Annotated in this window: 16 protein-coding genes; 5 read left to right on the forward strand and 11 right to left on the reverse strand. The window is 69.7% G+C overall.

Going from position 1 to position 23,755, the window contains the following annotated elements; translation table 11 throughout:
* Positions 1–33 precede the first annotated feature (33 nt).
* Together IEY60_RS32900 and IEY60_RS32905 are read left to right on the forward strand one after the other, a co-directional pair.
* Positions 34–1,287 carry a pyridoxal phosphate-dependent aminotransferase gene (locus tag IEY60_RS32900; protein ID WP_189034435.1) on the forward strand — a complete coding sequence of 418 codons (1,254 nt, stop codon included), beginning with the start codon at positions 34–36 and terminating at the stop codon, positions 1,285–1,287.
* Between the two features lie 460 nt (positions 1,288–1,747).
* Entirely contained in the window at positions 1,748–3,022 is a 1,275-nt protein-coding gene (locus IEY60_RS32905; protein ID WP_189034436.1) for a YibE/F family protein, read from the forward strand.
* Between the two features lies 1 nt (position 3,023).
* Here the strand turns inward: IEY60_RS32905 and IEY60_RS32910 are convergent, their stop codons facing one another.
* Together IEY60_RS32910 and IEY60_RS32915 are read right to left on the reverse strand one after the other, a co-directional pair.
* A complete protein-coding gene (locus tag IEY60_RS32910) occupies positions 3,024–4,379 on the reverse strand; it encodes a DUF7159 family protein (protein ID WP_229740332.1) in 1,356 nt (451 codons plus the stop codon).
* 87 nt (positions 4,380–4,466) lie between these two features.
* Positions 4,467–5,789, reverse strand: a complete 1,323-nt coding sequence (locus IEY60_RS32915; protein ID WP_189034437.1) for a UDP-glucose dehydrogenase family protein — start codon at positions 5,787–5,789, stop codon at positions 4,467–4,469.
* 229 nt (positions 5,790–6,018) lie between these two features.
* On the opposite strand from IEY60_RS32915, the gene IEY60_RS32920 reads away from it, so the two are divergent.
* Both IEY60_RS32920 and IEY60_RS32925 read left to right on the forward strand, forming a co-directional pair.
* Positions 6,019–6,543: a YdcF family protein gene (locus IEY60_RS32920; protein ID WP_189034438.1), complete on the forward strand. Its 525-nt coding sequence runs from the start codon at positions 6,019–6,021 to the stop codon at positions 6,541–6,543.
* A 91-nt stretch (positions 6,544–6,634) separates the two neighbouring features.
* Positions 6,635–8,200 carry an alpha/beta hydrolase gene (locus IEY60_RS32925; protein ID WP_189034439.1) on the forward strand — a complete coding sequence of 522 codons (1,566 nt, stop codon included), beginning with the start codon at positions 6,635–6,637 and terminating at the stop codon, positions 8,198–8,200.
* Positions 8,201–8,204: 4 nt separating this feature from the next.
* Here IEY60_RS32925 and IEY60_RS32930 read toward each other — a convergent pair whose 3' ends face one another.
* The 3 genes from IEY60_RS32930 to IEY60_RS32940 all read right to left on the reverse strand — a co-directional run bounded on the left by IEY60_RS32930 (position 8,205) and on the right by IEY60_RS32940 (position 13,241).
* Positions 8,205–8,858 carry a response regulator gene (locus IEY60_RS32930; RefSeq protein ID WP_189034440.1) on the reverse strand — a complete coding sequence of 218 codons (654 nt, stop codon included), beginning with the start codon at positions 8,856–8,858 and terminating at the stop codon, positions 8,205–8,207.
* Positions 8,855–10,033, reverse strand: a complete 1,179-nt coding sequence (locus tag IEY60_RS32935; RefSeq protein WP_189034441.1) for a sensor histidine kinase — start codon at positions 10,031–10,033, stop codon at positions 8,855–8,857. The genes IEY60_RS32930 and IEY60_RS32935 overlap by 4 nt, the downstream gene beginning before the upstream one ends.
* A 181-nt stretch (positions 10,034–10,214) precedes the next feature.
* Positions 10,215–13,241 carry a (Fe-S)-binding protein gene (locus IEY60_RS32940; protein WP_189034442.1) on the reverse strand — a complete coding sequence of 1,009 codons (3,027 nt, stop codon included), beginning with the start codon at positions 13,239–13,241 and terminating at the stop codon, positions 10,215–10,217.
* Positions 13,242–13,748: 507 nt separating this feature from the next.
* Here IEY60_RS32940 and IEY60_RS32945 point away from each other — a divergent pair.
* A complete protein-coding gene (locus IEY60_RS32945) occupies positions 13,749–14,438 on the forward strand; it encodes a DUF8020 domain-containing protein (RefSeq protein WP_189034443.1) in 690 nt (229 codons plus the stop codon).
* A 56-nt stretch (positions 14,439–14,494) separates the two neighbouring features.
* On the opposite strand, the gene IEY60_RS32950 is transcribed toward IEY60_RS32945, so the two are convergent.
* The 6 genes from IEY60_RS32950 to IEY60_RS32975 all read right to left on the reverse strand — a co-directional run bounded on the left by IEY60_RS32950 (position 14,495) and on the right by IEY60_RS32975 (position 23,719).
* Positions 14,495–15,340, reverse strand: a complete 846-nt coding sequence (locus tag IEY60_RS32950) for an NRDE family protein (protein WP_189034444.1) — start codon at positions 15,338–15,340, stop codon at positions 14,495–14,497.
* Positions 15,341–15,427: 87 nt separating this feature from the next.
* Positions 15,428–16,684 (reverse strand): S1 family peptidase, encoded by a 1,257-nt coding sequence (locus tag IEY60_RS32955; protein ID WP_229740333.1) that lies wholly within the window; start codon positions 16,682–16,684, stop codon positions 15,428–15,430.
* 155 nt (positions 16,685–16,839) lie between these two features.
* Positions 16,840–18,201 carry a S1 family peptidase gene (locus tag IEY60_RS32960; protein WP_189034445.1) on the reverse strand — a complete coding sequence of 454 codons (1,362 nt, stop codon included), beginning with the start codon at positions 18,199–18,201 and terminating at the stop codon, positions 16,840–16,842.
* Positions 18,202–18,319: 118 nt separating this feature from the next.
* Positions 18,320–19,426 (reverse strand): hypothetical protein, encoded by a 1,107-nt coding sequence (locus IEY60_RS32965; protein ID WP_189034446.1) that lies wholly within the window; start codon positions 19,424–19,426, stop codon positions 18,320–18,322.
* A gap of 41 nt (positions 19,427–19,467) precedes the next feature.
* Positions 19,468–21,954, reverse strand: a complete 2,487-nt coding sequence (locus IEY60_RS32970; protein ID WP_189034447.1) for a LuxR C-terminal-related transcriptional regulator — start codon at positions 21,952–21,954, stop codon at positions 19,468–19,470.
* Entirely contained in the window at positions 21,947–23,719 is a 1,773-nt protein-coding gene (locus tag IEY60_RS32975; protein ID WP_189034448.1) for an Hsp70 family protein, read from the reverse strand. Before IEY60_RS32975 ends, IEY60_RS32970 begins: the two co-directional genes overlap by 8 nt.
* Between the last annotated feature and the right edge of the window lie 36 nt (positions 23,720–23,755).

Genomic DNA, 23,755 nt, shown 5'->3' on the forward strand with positions numbered 1-23,755 from the left:
TGCCGAGAAATCCGGTTTGCGGCGGATGGCACCATGGGCAGGGTGAGTCCTCAAACCCCGCATGTGCCGCCGCGCGTCCTCGAGCAGTCGAAGAAGCTGCAGGACGTGGTCTACGAGATTCGTGGGCCGGTACACGCACAGGCAGCGCGGCTGGAGGCCGAGGGCCACCGCATTCTCAAGCTGAACATCGGCAATCCGGCGCCGTTCGGGTTCGAGGCGCCCGATGTGATCATGCGCGACATGATCGCGGCGCTGCCGTACGCGCAGGGGTACTCCGAGTCCAAGGGCATCCTGTCGGCGCGACGCGCGATCGTCACCCGCTATGAACTGGTGCCCGGCTTCCCCGAGCTCGACGTGGACGACGTCTACCTGGGCAACGGCGTCTCCGAGCTGATCACCGTCACCATGCAGGCGCTGCTCGACAACGGCGACGAGGTGATGATCCCGGCGCCGGACTATCCGCTGTGGACGGCTATGACCAGCCTCGCCGGCGGTACCCCGGTGCACTACCTGTGTGACGAGGCCAACGGCTGGCAGCCCGATATCGCCGATATCGAATCCAAGATCACCGACAAGACCAAGGCTCTGCTGGTGATCAACCCGAACAATCCGACGGGTGCGGTGTACTCGGCGGAGGTGCTGCAGCAGATCGTCGACCTGGCGCGCAAGCACCGGCTGCTGCTGCTGGCCGACGAGATCTACGACAAGATCCTCTACGACGACGCCAAGCACGTCTCGCTGGCCTCGCTCGCGCCCGACCTGCTGTGCCTGACGTTCAACGGCCTGTCCAAGGCGTATCGGGTGGCCGGATACCGGTCGGGCTGGCTCGCGATCACCGGGCCGAAGGAACACGCCGCCGGTTTCCTCGAGGGCATCGACCTGCTCGCTTCCTCGCGACTGTGCCCGAACGTGCCCGCGCAGCACGCGATTCAGGTGGCGCTCGGCGGGCATCAGAGCATCGAGGACCTGATCCTGCCCGGCGGGCGGCTGCTCGAACAGCGCGATGTGGCGTGGGAGCGGCTGAACATGATCCCGGGTGTGTCGTGTGTGAAGCCGCGTGGCGCGCTGTACGCGTTCCCGCGTCTTGATCCCAACGTGCACGAGATCCACGACGATGGAAAGCTCGTGCTGGATCTGCTGTTGCAGGAGAAGATCTTGATGGTGCAGGGCACCGGGTTCAACTGGCCGGCGACCGATCATCTGCGGATCGTGACGCTGCCGTGGGCGCGGGATCTGGCGGTGGCGATCGAGCGGTTCGGCAACTTCTTGTCCAGTTACCGGCAGTGAGAGCTCACCTGCCAGGGTCTTGACCTGTGAGTTTACGGGGCTCTGGGCAACCTGGTCATCTGGATAGGGGGACCAAAACAGACTCGATGTTCGGAATCTTGGAGTTTTTAGAGATCTACTAGTGCAAAAGTCCAACTTTTGTGTACAGTGGTCCTCGGTGCTTCGGCGCCCGGCCCGGTTGTCTACCCCCCCTGGACAATCGAGAGCCTCAGGTACGCGCGCCTACCCCCCTGGGCGCCTGCCTGCGGGCGGCGGAGACATCCCCCTGCTCTCCGCCGCCCCCACAAACCCGCCTCCCCGCGAATCTAGGCCAGACCTAGGCGCGGGGAGGTTTGTGTTTGCGGCCGGTGGTTGGTGGGTTGGTCGAGGTAGCCCGTTCCCGGTGAGTTACCCATGTTCTTGCGTGATTTGTGGGTTGCGTCGGGTCGTTCTTGAAAACGAGATCCTTTAAGCTCGGCCGGTGAGCGATCATCATCACCACCATCACGATCATTCAGGGCCTATCGCTATCGGGGCTACCGCGGCGAAAGTTGTTGTCGTGCTGCTCGCTGTCATCGGGGTGGTGGTGTTGGTGGCGACGGTGATTCTGTGGCCCAGTGCGCAGCACGTCGAGATTCCGTTGCCTATGCAGACCGCTACCGGGGAGGCGGTGCATACCGAGGCGGGGACTGTGGTGTTGCAGGACATCGGGCCCTGTGGGAGTCCCTCGCAGGGGAAGGTGTTCAGTGACAAGCCCGAGCCCCCGCGGACCGGGGCCTATACGTGTCAGCGGAGCATCGTCGAGTTGCGGTCGGGGCCCGACAAGGGGGACAAGACGCTGTTCGAAATCGCGCCGGGGCCAGGGCAACCCGATCTGCGGGCCGGTGACGACATCCGGGTCGTGCGGGCCGAGGATCCGAGCGGGACGACGCTGTACGCGTTCGAGGACTACTCGCGCGGGCTGCCGTTGCTGCTGATCGTGCTGGCGTTCGTCGTTGTCATCTGTGTCGTCGCGCGGTGGCGCGGGTTCAGGGCGCTGATCGGGCTGCTCTTCGCGTTCGCCGTCGTCGTCGTATTCCTGCTGCCCGCGCTGCTCGACGGCAAGCCCGCGATTCCGGTCGCGCTGGTCTCGGGAGCGCTGATCCTCTACGTGGTGCTCTACCTCGCGCACGGGGTGAACCTGCGGACCAGTTCCGCGCTGCTCGGGACGCTGGCCTCGATGCTGGTGGCGGCCTTCCTGTCCTGGTTGACGCTGGAGGTCACCAACCTCACCGGCCTGTCCGAAGAGCAGAACACCAACGTGGCCACCTACCTTCAGCACGTCAGCATCACCGGACTGCTGCTGGCCGGGTTCATCATCGGCTCGCTCGGCGTGCTCAACGACGTCACCATCACCCAGGCCTCGGCCGCCTTCGAACTCGCCGCGCTCGACGAGGGTGCCTCGCGCGGCGAGATCTTCACCGCCACCATGCGCGTCGGTCGCGACCACATCGCCAGCACCGTCTACACCCTGGTGCTCGCCTACGCCGGTGGCGCACTGCCGCTGCTGCTGCTGTTCAGTGTCGCCGGACGATCCATCACCGACGTGCTCACCGGTGACGCGGTCGCCATCGAGATCACCCGCTCCGCGGTCGGTGGTATCGCGTTGGCGCTGTCGGTGCCGTTGACCACCGGTATCGCGGTGCTGCTCGCCCGGCCCTTCGGCGCCAAGCCGGTCGCGGTGGCGCCGCAGCGTGCCAGGCACGCCAGGCACTGAGCTACTGACCGGGCGGCGGGAAGCCCGGCAACACCACCGGCGGCAGCGTCGGCACGACGATCGGCGGCAGGCCCGGCACCACGGTGAAGGTGTTGGGGCCCTGTGTCGGTGAGGCCGAGGTGGTCGTCTGGGACCCCTGCTGATGGGTGGGTGGCGCGGCCACGGTCGCGTGAATCGCGTCGGTGGTCGATGCCGGGGCCGAGGTCGGGCCTGCCGGCGAGGGACGCGGCGAGGTCGTCGCGGGCACCGCCTGCGAACCGTCGCTGGAATTGCCGCGCTCGAGCACCTCCGGCCCGTAGCCGAGGCCGAGACCGATCGCGGCGACCACCACCAGCGAACTCACCGTCAGCACAGCGGCATTCAGCTCGCGGCGGTTGTGGCCGCGGTTGGTCAGCGCGCTGAGCGGACGACGGCGAGCGGGCGCGGTCAGCCATGCCGGGGTCGCGTCGTCGGCGTCACCGATCGGCGCGGCCGGGGGACCCACCGGCGCCTGCTGCACCTGCGCGGGCCGGGCCAGCAGTGCCGCGCCGCGGGCCAGCGCCGTCTCCGGCTCGGCGGGCACGATCACCGGAACGCCGATCGTGCGCTCCAATACCCGCGCGATCAGCGGAATCCGGGCGCCACCGCCGATCACCATGATCGCCTGCACCGGCTGCTGCGCGCGGATGATGACATCGCGGGTCATCCGCGCCGACGACTCGATCGCCAGCATCATCAGCGCTTCGAAGTTCTCCTGAGTGAGCAGCACCAGGCCCTGCTCGCTGGGCAGCGCCACCGCATTGTTGCTCGACAGCTGTTCCTTGGCGGCCCGGCACAGCGCGTCCAGCTCGGCCAGCCCCACCGGGTCGGCCGGATGCGCGATCCGGCCGGAGGCGATCTGCTGTTCCCTGATCAGCGAATCCAGGTAGTCGCCGCTGATGTCGCTGATCCGCTCGCACTGGTAGACATCACTGGTACGCGCGTTGATCACGCTCACGGTGAGACCCGAACTGCCCAGGTCGTAGACCGCCAGCGTGGACACCTCGCGCATGTCGCTGGTCGCGTGCGCGAAGTGCACGGCGGCGACGGCTTCGGGGACGAGCTGATAGTTGGTGAGCTGGCGGCGTGCCATCGCGGCCCTGATCGCCCTGGCCTGCTGATCGCTGCGGAAGGTGACCGTGGTGGCGGTGACCTCGGGCGATGCGGCCAGCGCCTGGGCGATCGCGTCGGCCGCGGACTCCTCGGCCTGGTGCTCGGGCATCGAAATGGTGTGCAGCTCGAACGAGTACGGCGGGACGAACCCGTGGGGGCCACCGTGCTGCGGGCGTGCGAGGCGTACTGTGCCGGCCCCCACCGATACTCCCAATACCGCACTCATCAGCTGCCCATCTCGTTCCTACTGCACGACATGCGGAGCCTGCATACTCGGATCTATGGTCCGGCAGCCCCCGCTTGGATCGCCACTCTACGGGGTACCGAGTCCGGCGTACACCCACCCGGCTTCCCGCCAGGTAGCGCGATCCAGGCAATTGCGACCGTCGATGATCGAACGGGACCGCACCACCGGGTCCAGGTCGGCCGGAGTCAACGCCGTGAATTCGTTCCATTCGGTCAGGACCAGCACCACATCGGCGCGATCGCACGCCTCCGCGACCGAGGTGGCGTAGTTCAACGTCGGGAAGACCCGGCGCGAATTCTCCACAGCCTTCGGGTCGTACACGGTGACGACCGCGCCGTGCAGCTGGATCATCCCGGCCACGTTCAGCGCGGGCGAATCGCGGACGTCGTCGGATTCCGGCTTGAACGCCGCGCCGAGGACCGCCACGTTCGCGCCGAGCAGCGAGCCGCCGCAGGCGCGTGCGGCCATGTCGACCACCTTGGTGCGGCGGCGCATGTTGATGTTGTCGACCTCGCGCAGGAACGCCACCGCGTGGTCGGCGCCGAGCTCGCCGGAGCGGGCCATGAACGCGCGGATGTCCTTGGGCAGGCAGCCGCCGCCGAAACCCAGTCCGGCATTGAGGAATCGGCGGCCGATGCGGGCGTCGTAGCCGAGCGCGTCGGCCAGCATCGTCACGTCGGCGCCGGTCGCCTCGCAGACCTCCGAGACCGCGTTGATGAACGAGATCTTGGTCGCCAGGAAAGCATTCGCGGAGACCTTCACCAATTCGGCGGTGGCCAGGTCGGTCAGCAGGAAGGGGATCTCGGCGGCGATCAGGTCGGCGTAGATGTCGCGGATCTGCTGCTCGACCCAGGCCGAACGCTCGCGGCTGTGGTCGAGGCCGAGGACGAGGCGGTCGGGGCGCAGGGTGTCCTGCACGGCGAAACCCTCACGCAGGAACTCCGGGTTCCAGGCGACCTCGACGTCGACGTTCGCAGCCGCGCGGGCCCGATCACCCAGCGCCGCAGCGGTTCCCACCGGGACCGTCGACTTGCCGACGATCATCGCCGGGCGCTCCAGCATCGGGGCGAGAGTATCGACAACGGCGTGTACGTATTTCAGGTCGGCGCCGTACTCACCCTTCTTCTGTGGTGTGCCGACCCCGAGGAAGTGCACGTCGGCGTGGGCCGCGGCGTCCTCGTAGTCGGTGGTGAACCGCAGCCTGCCCGCGGCGAGGTTGCGTTGCAGCACCTCGTCCAGTCCCGGTTCGTAGAACGGCACCACACCGTCGGCCAGTTTGGCCACCTTGCCGGGATCCACATCCACCCCGACCACATCGTGCCCCAGCTCGGCCATACACGCGGCATGCGTGGCCCCCAGGTACCCCGTTCCGAAGACTGTGCATCGCATACTCCTGTTGGTAAGCCGCGCGCGTGGCTACGCCGCGTCAGCGAGGCAAGAGCGGGCGCAACATCTGGTGTACAGGGGGAGACATCGATTGGTCGTTCGCTAGTTCGGGGCTTCTACCTGCGGTGATGGGTTCCGGTGGGTGCAAGGTTCGGATCGTGGGTGTGCAGGGTGTCCGCGGGTGTGGACGTGTCAGGGGGTCGGGTGGGTGTGGCGTCGCTAGCATCGGCCGATGCGCCGGTTGCTTGTCGTCCTGGGTGCGCTGCTGCTCGCGGCACTGGTCGCGTTGGTCGCGCTGTGGCCGGTCTATGTGCGGCCGCAGACCGACGAGCCGGTTCGCGCCGACGCGATTCTCATCCTCGGCGGGGCACACGACGGCCGCGAACAGCTCGGATTGCGCCTGGCTGCCGAGGGATACGCACCCCGCGTCCTCATCTCCAACCCCTACGAGCACAGCCCGATCGTCAACCGGATCTGCCACGGCGGCTACAGCTTCGAGGTCATCTGCTTCGACCCCAGCCCCCGCACCACCCTCGGCGAAGGCCGCGAACTGGCCCGCCTCGGCACCGACTGGACCCGCGTCATCGTCGTCACCTTCACACCCCACATCTCCCGAGCCCGCTACATCCTCGGCAAATGCTGGCCCGGCGATCTCCTCTTCGTCGACCCGAAACCCCATCTCTCCCCGGCCCGTTGGGCCTGGGACTACACCTACCAATCCGCGGGATACGCGAAAGCCTGGTTCGCGCACTGCTGAGGTGGCCTCTTCCCGGCGGTGGAATGGGCGGCTGACAAAGTCACTCAGGCGGTAGACGCGGACGACGGCGGGGCGGAAATACCGTTCGACCATGGGAATCTTCACCAGTGGACGGAGTGCGGCGGCGGTCGCGACGGGGTGTGCCGCGGCAGCGGTGATCGGTTGTGCGGCGCCGGAGCGCGTAGCGCCGTCGCACGGAACGCTGCCAGCCCGGATCGTAAATCAGCGGATCGAATGGCACGACTGCGACACCTCGCCGGAGGACGGGGTGGGGCGCGGGCTGGCCGCGGTGGGCGCGCGGTGTGGGGAGTTCCAGGCGCCGGTGGATTACGCGCGACCGTCCGGGCCGACGGTCACGATCGCGGTCGCCCTGCGCCCCGCGAGCGATCCCGCCCGGCGGCACGGGACCTTGGTCGTGGAGACCGGCGGACCCGGCCCGTCACGCGAGGGGGTGTCGATGCTGTTCGAGGGCCACGAAGGTGGTTATCCGGCCGCGCAGGAGCTGGCGCAGAGCTACGACCTGGTCGCGCTGGATCCGCGATTCTTCGGTGAGAGCAGTCCGCTCGACTGTGGCTGGCCGACGGGCGAGTATCTCGCCCTCGCGCAGGGCGCGCCGACCGACCGCGCCGGGTTCGACCGCACCGTCGACGTGGCGCGCGATCTGGCGCAGCGGTGCACACCGCATCGGGAACTGCTGCCGCACGCCTCGACCCGCGCCGTGGCGCGCGACCTCGATCTGCTGCGGACACTGCTCGGCCAGGAGCGGCTGTCGTATCTCGGATGGTCGTGGGGCAGCTATCTCGGCGCTGTCTACCTGCAGATGTTCGGCGACAACGTCGACCGGATGGTGCTCGACAGTGCCCTCGACCCGCGGGCGCCGGGCCCTGACCTCACCCGCACCACGGCACCGGCCACCGCGGCGGCACTGGCGGACTGGGCCCGCTGGGCCGCCGACAACGACCCGGAACTGGGCCTCGGTACGACACAGGAGGCGGTGCTCGCCGAGGTGGACGCCTTGGTTGCCCGCGTCGCCGCACGTCCCCCGATTGTCGCCGGGATCACGCTCACGGCGGACATGGTTCCCGGCCTGCTGCTGACCGTCGACGACACCGACGAGTCGTACACCGAATTCGGCGCGCTCGTGCGGGCGCTGTCCGACGCGTCGCGCGGACTGGTGGTCGACGTGCCGCCGAGCCTGACCGGCAAGCTCGCCCTCTACTCCGAGACCGCGGTGATCGCCGAATTCGGTTTCAGCGCAACAGTCGCCAATCAATGCGCGGATCGAGCCGCCAGGGACATCGATGCCCACTACGCCGACATCGAGGAGCATCGCGCCGCCGAACCACTGTTCGGCGCCTTGGCCCGTCACCTCACCCCTTGCGCGGTGTGGCCGACGCGCCCGGCCGAACCCGCCACCGAGATCGATACCTCGGCCCCGGCACTGCTCATCGGCGCCGAGGGAGATCCGGTCGCACCGATCGCCGGGCAGCGGGCACTGCGCGAGGCGCTGTCCGGGTCGCGCTCGGTGACGATGACCGGCGTGTTCCGGCACGGCGTATACCTGTTCGAGCGCTCGCGCTGCGTCGACACCGCGGTCGAGCGGTATCTGCTCGACGGTGTCCTGCCCTCGGCCGACATCCTGTGCCGACGGGAGTGACGGGCTAGCGCCGCCCGCTGCGGGCGAGTCCGGCTTCGTGCGCGATGATGACCGCCCGCACCCGGTCGCGCGCCGACAGCTTCGTGAGGATATGGCGCACATGGGTTTTCACGGTGCCCGCACCGATGTCGAGCGCCACCGCGATCTCGGCATTGGACGATCCTCTGGCCATTTCGGTGAGCACGTCGCGCTCGCGGCCGGTGAGGGTGGCCACCAGCCGTCGCGCCGCCGGATCGATCGGCGGGGCGAGCCGATCGAGCAGGCGCCGGGTGGTGGAGGCGGCGAGCACCGCGTCACCGGCGTGCACACTGCGCACCGCGGACAGGAAGACCTCCGCCGGAGCCTCTTTCAGCAGGAATCCGCTCGCGCCGGCGCGCACGGCGGCGACCGCGTAATCGTCGAGGTCGTAGGTCGTGAGGACCAGCACTTTGGGCGGATTGCGCGCGGTCGTCAGCCGACGGGTGGCCTCGATGCCGTCCATCCCCGGCATCCGGACATCCATGACGACCACATCCGGAGTCAGTCGCCCGGCCGCGGCGAGGGCGGCGGCACCGTCGGCGGCTTCGCCGAGTACCCGAAGGTCTGGCTGGGAGTCGACCACCATGCGGAACCCGGCCCGTACCAGGGCCTGGTCCTCGACCAGGAGCACGCCGATCATCGGTGGACCGCCAAGGGAATGCGGGCCTGGAGCAGATGCCCGGCACTGTCGGAGCGACGGCTCAACTCCATGCTGCCGCCGTAGGCGGCGACCCGCTCACGCATGCCGACGAGGCCGTATCCGGCGCGGTCGGACCTACCCTCGGAGTGTCCGTCGTCCCGGACACTGACCTGCAGGCACGCATCATCGACGCGCACCGAAACCTCCGCGCGCGCACCGGCTCCGGCGTGTTTGACGATATTGGTCAGACCCTCCTGGACGAGGCGGTAGACGACCAGGCTCACGCCGGTGTCGAGCGGCTGTCCGGCCAGGTCGACGGTCAGATCCACCGGCAGGCCCGCGTCGCTCAGATCGTCGGCCAGGCGGGTCAAGTCCGAGATCCCCGGTGCCGGAGCGGGATCGGGCTCGTCGCGGTCGTCCTCGCGAAGGATGCCGATGGCGCGGCGGGTTTCGGCGAGGGCAGTCCGGCCCTGGTCACCGATCGCCGCCAGCGCCTCGACCGCGCGCCGCGGCTCGGCCAGCGCCGCGTAGCGACCACCATCTGACTGCGCGACGATCACGGCCAGCGAATGCGCGAGGATGTCGTGGATATCGCGGGCGATCCGGTTCCGCTCGGACAGCACCGCCAACCGGGTCCGCTGTTCCTGCTCGCGCTCGAGCAGCGCGGTCTGCCGAGCCAGCGCCTCGAACTCGCCGCGACGGGCACGCTGCCAGGCGCCGCCGAGCCACGCCGCGACGACCGCGCCCGCCAAGGACACACCGACCAGGACATGCGCCGACACCGGCATCGGAAGCTGCGGCCAACTCCAGCCGCCCAGCGCCGCCCCGGCCAACCCCACCACGAGACCCGCGCGGCTCGCCCGCCGATCGGCGTAGGCCGCGAGGGTATAGACCGCGAGCGGCACGGCGATATCGGCGGGCAACGCGCCGGTCGTGGCCTGGACTGTCGCCCACTGGACGAGCGCCACCACCGCGACGACCGCGGCCGACCACTCCGGCCATCTCCGCCGCCAGGTCAGCGGAACGAGCAGGGCCACCGAGAACGCGAAGTAGTCCGCACCGGCGTCGACCAGCGCTCCGGCCAGGAAACACACTGTGATCAGCGCGATCACGATGACCGCGTCCGCGTGCGCCGTCCGCGCGCGCAGCCAGACCGCGACTCGTTCATCGACCATTCGCTCACCCTAGGTCGACCTGTCGGCCACCACCTCTACCCTCGGAACGATTTCCCGGGGGAGAGCAACAATCGTGGGCTCGCGCGTCGACCGAACCGGTCCACGGGATCGGAGTCCGTCATGTGAGAAGCGAAGAGGCGCGGATTCCGAAGAATCCGCGCCTCTCGCTGTGTTCAGTTCGTCAGTTCTTGCGGCCTGGGGCCTTCGCGCCGGACTTGAAGCCTAGGCCGCCGGGCTTGGCGGTCGGCGGGGCAACCGGCGGGGTGCCGTTGCCGTTGCCGTTGGTGGGCTCGGCCTTGGGGGCCGATTCCGCCGCGGGGGCTTCCGGTTCGGCTGGAGCTTCCGGTGCGGCCGGGGCCGCGGGAGCTGCGGCCGGGGCTGCGGCGCCGGGGGCCTTGGGGCCGGGGCGCTTGAAGCCGGACTTCATGGCCAGGCCCTTGGCGGCGACCGTCGGCTTGGTTTCGGTTGCGGCCGAAACCGGGGCCGCGGCGGGAGCTTCGGCGGCGGGGGCCGCTTCTGCTGCCGGAGCGGTCTCGGCTGCCGGGGCGGCGGGAGCCTTGGCGCCGGGGGCCTTCGCACCCGGAGCCTTGGCGCCGCCCTTGAGGCCGAGGCCCTTGACCGGCGGGGCTGCCGGGGCGGGAGCGGCTTCGGCGGGAGCGGCTGCCTCGGCGGGAGCGGCCGGAGCCTTCGCGCCGCCCTTCATGCCGAGTCCGCCACCGGGTGCCTTGGCGCCACCCTTCATACCGAGGCCCTTGGCCGGCGCAGCCTCGGCCGCCGGGGCGGCTTCGGCGGCAGGCGCCTTCGCGCCCGGAGCCTTGGCGGCACCCTTCATGCCGAGTCCACCACCGGGTGCCTTGGCGGCACCCTTCATTCCGAGACCACCGCCGGCAGGCGCGGCCTTCGGCGCGGCTTCGGTCGCGACTTCGGCGACGGGGGCCGGTTCCGGCTCGGGCTCGGGTTCCGGCTCGGCCTTGGGCTCCTGGACGACCAGCAGGTTGGCCGACAGCTCGGCGGCGTCGATGCGGGTGATCGAGTCCAGCATCAGCTGCGAGACGTCGACAACCTCGACACCCTCGCCCTGACCCTGCTCCTGACGCGCGGTGACACCGTCGTTGAGCATGACCCGGCAGAACGGGCAGCCGGTCGCGATCTTGGTCGGGTTGGTCGACAACGCCTCGTCGACACGGTCGACGTTGATGCGCTTGCCGAGCTGCTCTTCCATCCACATCCGGGCGCCACCGGCACCACAGCACATCGACCGCTCGCCGTGGCGCGGCATCTCGACCAGGGTCGAACCCGAGGCCTCCATCAGCTCACGCGGGGCGTTGTAGATCTTGTTGTGCCGACCCAGGTAGCAGGGGTCGTGGTAGGTGATGTTCTGCGACACCGACGCGACCGGGACCAGCTTCTTCTGCCGCACCAGGCGGTTGAGGAGCTGGGTGTGGTGCACGACCTCGTAGGTGCCACCGACCTGCGGGTACTCGTTGTTGAGCGTGTTGAAGCAGTGCGCGCAGGTGACGACGATCTTCTTGCGCGACTGCTCGACACCCTCGAACACCGAGTTGATGACCTCGATGTTCTGCATGGCCAGCTGCTGGAACAGGAACTCGTTGCCCGCGCGGCGAGCCGAGTCACCGGTGCAGGTCTCCTCCGCGCCCAGGACCATGAACTTGGTGCCCGCGGTGGCGAGGAGTTCGGCCACGGCCTTGGTGGTCTTCTTGGCGCGGTCCTCGTAGGCGCCCGCACAGCCGACCCAGAACAGGTACTCGTAGCCGTCGAAGCTGTCGGCGTCCTTACCGAAGACCGGGATGTCGAAGTCGACTTCCTTGATCCAGTTGAGGCGGTCCTTGGAGTTCTGGCCCCACGGGTTGCCCTTGTTCTCCAGGTTCTTGAACAGGCCGGCCAGCTCGGAGGGGAACTCCGACTCGATCAGTACCTGGTAGCGGCGCATATCGATGATGTGGTCGACGTGCTCGATATCGACCGGGCACTGCTCGACGCAGGCGCCACAGGTGGTGCAGGACCACAGCACCTCGGGATCGATGACGCCGTGCACGTCCTCGGCGCCGATCAGGGGACGCTCGGCCTCGGCGCGGGCGGCTTCGGAGATCTTGGCCAGCTTCGCCTCGTCGGGCTTGCCGTCGGCGTCGACCAGACCGATCTCGTCGCCACCGGGATCCTTACGGCCACCGGCCAGCAGGTACGGCGCCGCGGCGTAACCGTGGTCGCGCAGCGACATGATCAGCAGCTTGGGAGAGAGCGGCTTACCGGTGTTCCAGGCGGGGCACTGCGACTGGCAGCGACCACACTCGGTGCAGGTGGTGAAGTCCAGCCAGCCCTTCCAGGAGAAGTCCTCCATCCGGCCGACACCGAGGTTGTCGACATCGGGGTCGACGTTCTCCATGTCGAGGACCTTGCCGTTGGACATCATCGGCTTGGCCGCGCCGAGGGCGACGGTGCCGTCGGCCTCACGCTTGAAGTAGATGTTGAAGAAGGCCGAGAAGCGGTGCCAGGCCACGCCCCACGTGACGTTGCGGCCGACCAGGTACAGGAAGGCCATGCCGGACATCAGCTTGACGAACGCGAAGAGCGACACCATGGTCGGGCTCGCGGGCAGCAGCTTGGCGATCTGCATGGTGAAGAAGTCGGTGGACGCGTGCGCGCCGCCGTAGGTGGCGAGCTTGCCCGCCTTCACGAAGATCATGCCGAGGCCCTCGAGCAGCACGATCGCCTCGATCACGTACGCGGGGGCGAACTTGGAGCCGCTGAAGCGCGACAGCCGCGCCGGGATCCGCGGGTGGTTCAGCTGCCGGATGATGATCAGCGTGCCGATGCCGACCACGGTGCCGATACCGAGGATCTCGTCCCACAGGTGGTAGACGGCGGTGTCGCCGATGATCGGCCAGTGGAATTTGGGGTCGAAGGTCTGGCCGTATGCCTCGAACCAGAGCATCGCGCCGCCCATGAAGCCGATCATGACCAGCCAGTGCGCCCAGCCCACGGTGCGGAACTTGTTCATCCGGGTGTGGGCGAGGAACTCGATGACCATGGTCTTGAACCGCGGGAAGAACGGTCGCCAACGGTCCGGCGCCGACTGGCCGATCGTCACCGCCTTGCCGATGTTCCATACGCCGCCGAAGAACGACGCCCAACACAACAGGCTGAGCGTGGCTCCGATCGTGCCCAGCGTGATTGTCAGGGCATTCATGTCGCGACCTTTCTTTAGAGGCAACACGAGGGTCTTGGGGCGAGACGAACTCACCCGGTTGGCTCGTATCGTAACCGGCGCTAAGTTACCGGCCAGTAACTACCGGTGTCCACCGTAGGATCGGCATTTGTGCTCTGACCTTGTTTACTGCGGCTTGACCTGGATTTTGCCTGTGAGCAATATCACATAAATGTTTGCCGCGAGGTGCCCAAGTCTGCTGGTGAACACCGTAAACCGTGTGTGATCTGCGGCGAAGCTAAGGTCAGGCTTACTCCGCCGACCGAGATTGCTTCTGGCTTCCCAGGTTTCGGTCCATTAGGCTCCAGCTGTTCTGTCTGCTGTGCCGGTCTTCACACTGCTCGGGGAGAAGTAAGGGGCACCTCATGGTGTGTTCCTGCTTGACGGGTCTCGCGTGTCGCGGATCGTACATGGCACCACACCTGATGGATTGGAACCTTAATGAACTTCCGTAGGACCACTGCGGCAGCCGCACTGGTTATCGGCGCCATGACTGTGTCGCTGGGGACTGCGCACGCCGAGCCGGTTCCCGCCCCGGCTCAGGACATCAAGTACTCGGTGAAGCTGGTCGACAAGACCATCGTCGCCACCCTCCAGAACGGCACCTTCTCGATCGTCGAGCAGGACGGCGAGACTCCCGAAGCGCCGAAGACCAAGGTCGCCGAGATCAAGGACACCACCGGTGCCACGGTCGTCTCGCTGCCGATCGACTTCACCGTCAACGGCACCGACATCCCGACCAAGTCCGCGGTCACCAAGGACAACACCGTCCTCGAGCTGACCCCGGAGAAGCCGGAAGGCCTGCAGCTGGGCACCGAGCCGGTCGGCGTGAAGCCGGTCCTCAAGGCTGATCCGATCGCCTCGGCGCAGGAGAACCAGAAGGCGATCAACGACTTCTCCAGCAAGTTCAGCATCGGCACCGCGATCGGCACCTTCGTCGGCACCGCCATCGGCGCCGTCGTCGGTTGCGTCTTCGGCCTGCCGCTGTTCGGTGTCGGCTGCCTGGCCGGTCTGCCGCTCGGCGCCGCTGTCGGCGGCATCCTGGGCATGATCGTCATCGGCGGTCCGACCATGCTGGCCGCGGGCATCGAGCTGCTCAACGTCATGCAGGCGCCCGAGGGCACCACCGTGTGGGCCGAGAAGCCGAAGGCCGCCCCGGCCGCCGCTCCGGCCAACTGATTCACCGCTTTACCGCGAAGGCCCCGCTCCGATCCGGAGCGGGGCCTTCCGCGTTCTCAGCCGAGATCGACGACCCCGGACACTGATTCCGAGCCGCCTGCTTCGCCGTGACGGCCGAACGTACGCTCGACCATGGTGTAGTGACCGTCCTCGCGTACCAGCAGCACCGTGCTCGCGCGGGTGCCGTGCAGATCGTGGGCGCCGAAGCGCGCCGAGGCCGCCCGCTCGAACGCCAGCGGGATGCCGGTGCGCGGCAGGAGCTCGTCGGGCGCTTCGGTGCGGTCGGCGAGCAGCGTGAAGTAGTCCTCGACGGAATGCGGCGCGGTCGCCACGATGCCGTGCAGACCGGCCAGCCCGGTGGCGACCTTCGGCCACAGCGGCGGCGCGCCCACACCGGTGACCACCGGAGCCTGGGGATGGGTGTGGATCAATCCGGGCTCCGACGCCAGGTGCGCGGAATTGGACAGCGCGTGCAGACCGGGCGCCAGTTCGGCGGGCCCGCTGCCGCTGCGATTGGAATGCCACCACAGCGTGCGCAGATCGCCGACGAGCAGGTTGTAGCCGATGTAGTCGTCCGGCGCGGCGGCGACCCCGGCCAGGTAGTCCGACGGCACCGCGGCGCCGCGCAGGTAGTCCATCAGCAGTGCGCCGCGGGAGCGCGGGTGGGGCGGGGTGTCGTGCGGATTGCGGACATTGGTGACCGTGGCGAACCGCGGTTCGTCGGTACGCAGCCCCAGCCAGGTGCCCGGTGCGACGGCGCCCAGATCACGCCCGGCCAGCAGCATTTCCCCCGGCCAGCGGCGCAGCGACTCGGTGTCGCGGGTGTAGAACTCGTCCCGGTTGGCGGCCACGATCAGCCGGTACTCGGGGTGCGCCCGCCAGGCGAGCAGAACCAAACACATGCCCCCAGCATGCCTTGGACGCCGGAAAGGCCGGTAGCGCACTGCTACCGGCCTTTCCGAGCTGCTCTGTGCCTGCGGAAACCGCGATCAGTTGGTGCGGACCGCCAGGCCCGGGTTGTCCGAGAGGACGACGCTCAGCGGCTGCGCGAACAGCTGCGGGACGTCACCGGTGATCGCGCCGATGATGTTCGGGATCTCGCAGATCGGGTAGTCGGCGACCGACGACGCGCTGGAGATGCCGAGCGCGAGGCGACCGGTCACGATCGCGCCGCCGGAATCGCCGGGCAGGGCGCAGATGTTGGCCGAGAAGCTCTGGGTCATCTGCCGATCGCCGACCTGCACGGTCTGGTCGACGCCGTTGATGATGCCGCAGCTGAAGCCGGTACGCGCACCCGACTTGCAGACCGGGGCGCCGACCACCGGGGTGGCCACGCCGTCGACGGCGATCGGGGCGTTGCCCGGCACGCGCACGAGGTTGTTCTCGAAGCGGGGGCGGGCGTTGTCGTTGATCCGGATGATCGAGTAGTCCTGCGCGCCGAGCACCGACTTCGAGAAGGTGCCGAGCTGGGCACCCGCGCGGTCACCGTTGAGCTCGTAGACCGCGGCAGCGGCGTCGGTACCGGCCGTGCCGAGATCGGGGTTGCAGTGACCCGCCGAGATGTTGACGACGTTGCCCGCGCGGTCGGTGCCGTTGAAGCCCAGCGAGCAGCGCAGCGAGCTGCGGCCGATCACCGAGGCGTAGCCGTCGCCGCCGGCCAGGGCGCCGTTGCCGTCGCCTGCCACGGGGGTGGCGTTCAGCTCGACGCGCTCGCCTGCCACGGGCGGCGCGGTGACGACGACGCGGGACGGGTCGATGAAGCTCGGCAGCGGCAGACCGGCCTGGTCGACACGCACCGCGATGGCGTTGTTCACCGGGTCGATGACGACGCCACGCACGAGGGCGGCGACCTCCGGCGGCGCGGCGGCCAGCCAGTTCTCGAACGCGGTCTTCTCACCGCGCAGCGCGGACTCGCTCTTGGCGACGTTGCGGACCTCGAAACCGGCCGACTGCGCGGCCTCGCGAGCCTGATCGGCGCCGGGGGCCTGCGCGAGCGCGACGACGGCGTTACCGGCGTCGTTCAGCCAGGCGCCGGCGAAGGCCTGCGGGAACTGGCGCTGAGCGGTGGTGGAGAACGCGGCGACCTGCTGCGCGATATCGGCGCGGCGCAGGTACTCCTCCGGGGAGATCTTCAGATCGCGGGTGACCGCCTCCACCAGCTGGGCGGGCAGGTCGGGCGCGGGCTGCGCATCGGCAACCGCCATCGTGGGGCCGAACAGCAAAATCGCCGCCGAAGCGGCGATCACGGACTTCCGAGCTCTTCTCGAGCTTCGCGCGGACGGGGTGCGACCCATACGTGGCAGGAGCATGATCGAACTATATGGGCTCGAGCGGGTTATGCCTACTCGGACCGGGCAAGAGATTTCGCTCACCCGGTCCGTGTAGTCGGTTCGTTATCGAGTCAGCCGGCGTTCGGCTTGGTACGCACCGTGATTCCGCTGCCGAGACCCCCGCCGGAGGTGGCCTCGATATCGGCCAGAATGGGCCGGATCGGCACACCGAGCGAGGCCGTGCCGCCGTAGGGGGCCAGCTGGGTGTTGGCCTCGGTGCAGTTGGGCGCCTCGGAGGCGTTGGAGCCGCTGGTGATGCCCAGCGCGAGCGTGCCGGAGACGATCGCGCCGCCGCTGTCGCCGCCCAGGGTGCAGGCGGTGCTGGCGAAGCCACGGATGGTCTTGCTGACGCCCTCGGCGGTGAACAGCTGGGTCTCCACCCGATCCGCCGAAACGAAGCCGCAGGTGAAGGTGGAGGACTGGCCGGTCTTGCAGACCGGGGCGCCGGTGACCGGTTCGGCGGTGCCGGTGATCGCCAGCGTCGTGCCGTTCGCGCCGCGCACCCGTGGCTGATCCATGCCCGCGTTGACCGCGCGCTCGTTCAGCGTGATCACCGAGTAGTCCAGCGCGGCGGGCCCGCCGAGCACGGCCTTGGCGAACGAACCGACCTCGGGGCTGTTCGGGATGTCGCGCACGTTCGGCACGTAGACCGGCGCGCTGCCACCCTTGTCGATGTTCGGGTTGCAGTGGCCCGCCGAGATATTGAGCGCGTTGCCCGCGGCGTCGGTGCTGTTGAAGCCGAACGAGCACACGTCGACGCCGCGCAGGGTCGCGTCGTGCAGGTCCTTGGTCGCGGTGATGTAGGTGTCGCCGCCCATCGGCTTGCGCTCGACCGGTCCGCCGCCGCCGGGGGAGATCACCACCTTGATGGTGGCGATCAGGGTCGGCAGGTTCAGCAGGTGGCCGGTGCCGGTGTTGGCGATGTTGAGCACCAGCTGGCTGTTGAGCACGTCGATGGCGACCGAGCTGATCGGCTCCGAGATCTCGCGCGGCAGGCTCGCGATCCACTGGCTCAGTTGCAGCAGCGCGCCTTCCAGGCCGGTGGCCGAGATCGGGGCGAGGTGGGTCTGGTACCCGTCGGCCGCGGCGAGCTTGCCCGCGTCGGCGTTGGTGACCGCGACGACGGCCTTGCCTTCCGGGGTCAGCCAGGCGCCGGCGAAGGAGTCGGGGTTCTCGGCGCGGAAGCTGGCGGCGTAGTCGCGCAGTTGCTGCGCGCGGGCGGCGCGGTCGAGGTATTCGGTCGGGGTCATCCCGAGGTCGCGCGAGATCGCCGTCACCAGTTCGGCGGGCAGGGCGTCCGCGGAAAGCTGAAGCGGCGCAGCGGGTTCGGCCGAAGCCAAACCTGAGCCGACTAGTGGTGCCAGGAGAACAGTCGCGGCGAAACCGGCGGAGGCTGCCTTGACTGCGGCGCGACGCGCCACCAACTTGCGCATGAAATCCCTTCGTCGGCACGAGTGATCGAGACCACCGCCGGCGGCTGTGATGTCGATCAGCGCATCACTCTAGGGCACGATCGCGCAGCGGGCGCGGTTACGGTACCCCCGCACCGGATCAGTTGTAGCCGGGAATCCGCATGGGTGAGGGAAGTGAGCCCGGCGGGTAGTTCTGGAACGGCAGCAGCGGGCGCGTGGTGCTGCGGCCCGGCGGGGTCGACGGCGCGGTGGTGGTCGGTTCCGGCGTGGTCGTCGGCGGTGCTTCGGTGCTGGTCGTCGGCTCCGGTTCGGGCTCGGTGGTCGCGGTGACGACCGGCTCCAGCGTGGCGGTTTCGGCGACCGGCGGCGGGGGCAGCGCGGGCGGCGGCGTCGGCGTCACGGTGAGCGAGTCGGGGCGCGCGTCGGAGATCGGCGGCGGAGTGGTCGGCTCGGAACCGCTGAGCACCACCGAGACCGCGACGCCGCCGAGCAGCAGCCCGACGAGCGCGGCGGCGGCGATCAGCAGCGGGGTCCGGCTGCGCTGCGCGGGCGCCGGTGGTTCCACCGCCACGACCGGCATGGCCGTGGTCGGGTTCAGCGCCTTCGTCGGCTGTGACATCACCGGCATCGCCGCCGAATACGCCTGCGCGGTCGCCGCCGGACGTGGCAGCGCGGGCATCACATCGGTAGCGACCATCGAGTTCTCGGTGACGATCGGATCGGGCGGTGTCGCGCCCGCCGGTGTCGCCAGCACCGCGACCAGCGCGGCCTGGGCCGCGGCCGTCGCGAACGACCGCCCCGCGTCGGCGTCGTCGGCGGCGGGCGGCAGCTCGTCCTCGCCCAGCAGCGCCACCGACTTCAGGCCCAGATAGTCCAGCGCCTCGCGCACACCGCGCACGATCTCCGGCGACCAGTGCGCCGGATGCGTTGCGTAGAACTCGGCGGGGCCGCTGAGGTGCTCGGTGGTGAGATCGATGAGGCAGAACATCGCCGTCGCCAGCAAATCCTCGGCGCGGTAGGCCTCGCCGCCGTCGACATCCACCCCGGCCGGGTCGCCGACCGCGCGGACGAAACCGGAGATCGAGTGGGTGTGCCCGGACGGCGCGGGCCCGCCGAGGGCCGCGTCACCGTCGTCGGACATGTGCAGCACCGCATCGCGCGCGACGATCCGCACCGCGTCGTCCTCGGTGACCACCACGGCGATGCACTCGTCATCGGCCATGCGCAGGCCGACCCCAGTGGCCATCCGATTTACCTCGCTTCGGCGTCGACGTCGTCCGCGTCGAGTTACACCAGCAGTGAACCGTGTCCCATGGCGCGGAGCATTGACAATAATTCCGATCGTGAGCGCGCGCCTATCCGGCGTCGGATTCGCGCGACGTGATGCTCCACGGTTTTCGCGGAAATGTACAGCCGTGCGCCGATCTCCCGATAGGTCAGACCGAGCAGCACCAGCTCGGCAACCTCGCGCTCGCGATCGCTGAGCGCGGCGGCCTCGCCGGTCAGCGGCGCAGGCCCGGCCGGTGTCTGCGGCAGCGGCTGCGGCGCAGGTCGCGACGGTTCGACGGGCTGGGCTTGAACCCGCACCGACCGGGCGAGCTTGAGCAGGGTGGTCGCGGTCGCCGAATCGCCCGCCGCGAGCGCGGCCTCGCTGGCCAGGCGGGCGGCGTCCCAGGTGAGCCCGAGTTCGGCCAGCGCCGACACCGCGGCCTGCACCTCGGCCGCCGCGACGTTGCCGCGCAGCACGAGCACCCAGGTGCGTCCGGCGTCGGCCAGCACGACCGCCTGCCGGTCGCCGGCCTCCGCGGCCGTCTTCAGCGCGTGGGCGTGGGGTAGCAGCTCCTGGGGCGATTCGTCGGCCAGCGCGGCCTGCACTCCGTACCAGTGGAAGGAGTTGGTCCAGGCGGGCGCGCGACCGAGTTTGCGCAGCAGCGACTTGGCCGCGTCGACGAGCGGTTCGATCCGGCGCACATCGCGTAGCCGGATGCCGGCCAGCCACAGTTCGCCGATCGGCAGCAGGCTCAGCAGGTCGGCCTCGAGCTGGTCGAACAGCGGGCAGGCGGCCTGCCAGGCGCGCGCGAGAGCCGCGTGATCGCCGCCACGGCGGGCCAGTCCCACCGCGAGGGCGTGCGCGAGGAGCTGATCGCGTGGGGCGAGCGCGGCGATGTCGATCCCGGCGAGTGTGCTCGCCGCGCCGCGTTCGTCGCCCCCGAGCAGAGCGGTCCAGGCCCCGAGCACCGGCAGCTGAGCGCCCCCGCCCGTGGCAGCCCTGGCCAGCGAGTCCCTGGCGCGGCTCGGCTCACCGGCGCCGAGGCAGAGCAGCGTGGCGATCGAGACCGCGGTGCTCGGCAGGTATCGATCGTCGCCGGTGTTGCCCGCTTGGATCAGGGTGGAGATCGCGGCCGTCGTGCCCGCGCCGTGGGGATCGAGCGATTCGTGCAGCGCGGAGGCGATGAGTCGCGCGCCCGCGTCGGCCTCGGTCGGCGGCCAGCGCTGTGCGGCGCCGGACATCTGTGCCGCGCCCGCGAGGTCGCCCGCGAGGGTGAGCACCATCGCCGCGGGGGCCCAGTCGGCACCGACGCGGTCGGGGCCGAGCCAGGTGTATAGGCCGGCCGCGCGGCTGACCAAGCCGCGCCGGGTGAGCACGCCCGCGCAGATGCGTACCGCGGCAACGAGTTCGGTGTGGGCGACGCCGTCCGCGGTCAGCAGTGGTTCGGCCAGGCGGAGCGCGGTGTCGGTGTCACCGGCGTGTGCCGCGGCCTCGGCCCAGCGCACCGCGATCGACTCGACCGGGGCACCAGCCGCGGCCGCGGCGGCGTAGTAGCGGGTCGCCTGATCGGACTTCTCCGCTGTGCGGCACAGGAATTCGGCGAGACGGGGATCGACGACGCCGGACTCGGCCAGGATCAGCGCCGTCCGATCGCGCAGCAGGCCGGAGTCGATCCGCGCGGTGAGCAGCCTGCGCTGCACCTCGACGTAGCGGCGGTCGCCGAGCAGGGTGCGCAGCGGGGCCACCGCGGGCGCGAGGAGCAGGTCGGCGTCGGTGACCAGTGCGCCCGCCCTGGCGCGGTCGATCAGGTCGTGCGCGGTGTCGGGGCCGACGCCGAGTACCTCGGTGAGTTCGGTTGCGTCCAAACCGGTTCCGGTCGCGGCGATGACCAGCGTTTCGAGCAGGTCGGGTTCGATCGTGTCCAGGATGGTGCGCGTCCATGCGGTGACGGCGTCGTCGACGGCGCTCACGCACGCCTCGAGCGGCGCCGAGCGCGCCGCGGTCAGCGCCGCGACCACGCCGCCGGGAATGCCTGCGGTCAACTGGTGGATGTGCAGCGCCAGGGGCTGGGACACGGCCATGCCGAGTTCCCTGGCGAACGCCGCGATGTCGGCGCTGCCCAGCGCACGTAGGTCCACCGTGCGGCCGTGGCGCGCGACGGCTTCGGACAGGGCGCGCAGCCGGGGGTCGTGAGGGCGCGGCTGGGCGGCCAGAACGATCGAACGATTTCCGGATTCGATCGCCGCGCACAGGGTGTGTAGCTCGGCGTCGGTGTAGCGGTGGACGTTGTCGGCGATGAGCACCGAGCGGCCGTTGTCGCGCGCGGATTCGGCGACCGGGATGTCGCGGCCGCGTAGATGCGCGCGAACGGCCTTGAGCAGCATCGACTTTCCGGTTCCCGCCCGGCCGCGGATCAGCAGCAGTACCGGCTGCTGAGCTGCGGCGTCGAGTTCGCGGAAGATGGTTCGGGCGTTCGGGAAGGTGTCGAGGGCGATATCAGCCACCGTTTCCTCCGAGGACCCGGCCCGGCAGCTGCGTGCCCGTTTCGATGGTCTCCTCGACCGCGCCGCCGACGCCGTCGAGCAGGTCACCGGGGTTCACCTTGATGGGCGGGACCTGCGGGCGCGGGGCGGGGGAGGGCGCTGGGGCTGGTGCGGGGGCCGGAGCGGGGGCGGGGGACTGCGGCTGTTCGGCGGGTGGCGCCTGCGCGGGTTGCCCGGTGGCGGGTTGTCCAGCTGCCGGTGCGGGTGCCGTGGTGCCGTCGGTGGTCGCGCCGGCCGGTGCGGGCGTTCCCGCGCCGGGCGCGCCCGCGGGTGCCCCTTCGGTGGTGCCGACCGGGATCGCACCCGGCGGCACGGCGGCGCTGGTCGCGCCAGGCCCGGACGGATCGGCGACGGTCGAGTCCGTGGTGTTCGGCGCCGACCCGGGAGTTCCGCCGGTGCTGGTCGACGCGGCGGCGCCGGGGGCGAGCGGCGCGCTCGTCGTCGCGTCGGGTCCGCTCGGCGTGGGCTGGGTGACGCCGCCGATCGCGAGGGTGCCGGTGGCCAGGGCAGCCATGGTCAAGGCCGCCGCGGCGACGAGCGCCGCGCGTTTGGCCGACGACATCCGGGCGGGTTCGGGGTCGGCGGGCGGCAGCGCGAGCTCCTCGACGACCGGTGCCGCCGCCACCGGCGCCGCGGGCACGGCGGGGATGGCCTCGGTGGGCACGGAGATCGCGGCCACGTCCAGCGCGATCTCGGCCGCACCGTGCGCCGCGCTGGTCGCCGGGTCGGCGCAGGCGGTGACGGGCAGCCCGAATTCGGTCGAGATCAGCTCGGCGACCAGCGGGATCGCCCCGCCGCCACCGGTGAGCAGCACCCGGCTGACATCGCCGGGGGTGAGTCCGGCGCGGCGCACCGCGTCGCGGAGCAGGTTCATCGAGTCGAGCAGGGTCGGCCGCAGCAGATCTTCGAGTTCGCCGCGGGTCAGCCTGACCTGTTCGATGCGGCCGGTGGGGTCGAGCATGCCCACCGGAACCACCGTCGCGGTAATTCTGGAGAGCTCCTCTTTCGCATTTCTGCAGCGGGCTCGCAATGCCGAAAGTTCTTGTTCGACGGCCGGGTCGAATGGATCGATATCATTTCCGTCCAGAACATTTGCCAGGACGTAGCGCATCGTCAGCAAATCGAATTCCGAGCCGGCGATCGCGGTGCTGTGCACCGGCGCGCCCAGCAGACCGGCCTGTTCGCCGGTGCGTAGCACGGTGACCGTCAGGCCGCTCGCGCCCAGGTCGTACACGGCCAGCGCGCCGTCGTCGAGCAGGCCGTTCTCCATCTCGTACCGGCGCACCGCGGCCAGCGGCTCTGGGACCAATGTCACTTCTGGCAGTCCCGCGCGCGCGAGCGCGGCCCGCGCGTTCTCGATTGTCTGCTCCGGCCACCATACGGGGCAGCACGCGACGATGGTCGCCACCTCGGCGGATTCGCCTGCGGCGCCGGAGAGTTCGGTGACCAGCGCGCGGGTCGCTGCGGCGACGAGGTCGGCCGCGTCGTGTGTCGAACCGTCCTCTGCCAGCATGTCTACCGGGTCGCCGACCCTGGACAGGTAGTCGTCGACGACCACTCCGCGCGCGTGACGGGTGGCGTCGGCGAACCCGATCGAGCCGTCCGCGCCGAGCAGCAGGGTGCTGCGGTGTCTGCGGACAGTGGCACCAGCCCCGTCGGCGGTGGTGGCCGCGGCGACCGAATTCGCGGCTCCGACAGTGATGCCGAGCGCCAGACGCTCTGTCATTGGACAACCCCGTTCGCAGGACTTCCGGTGGACCGG

It is taken from the genome of Nocardia rhizosphaerihabitans, from assembly GCF_014646295.1.
Taxonomy (GTDB): domain Bacteria; phylum Actinomycetota; class Actinomycetes; order Mycobacteriales; family Mycobacteriaceae; genus Nocardia; species Nocardia rhizosphaerihabitans.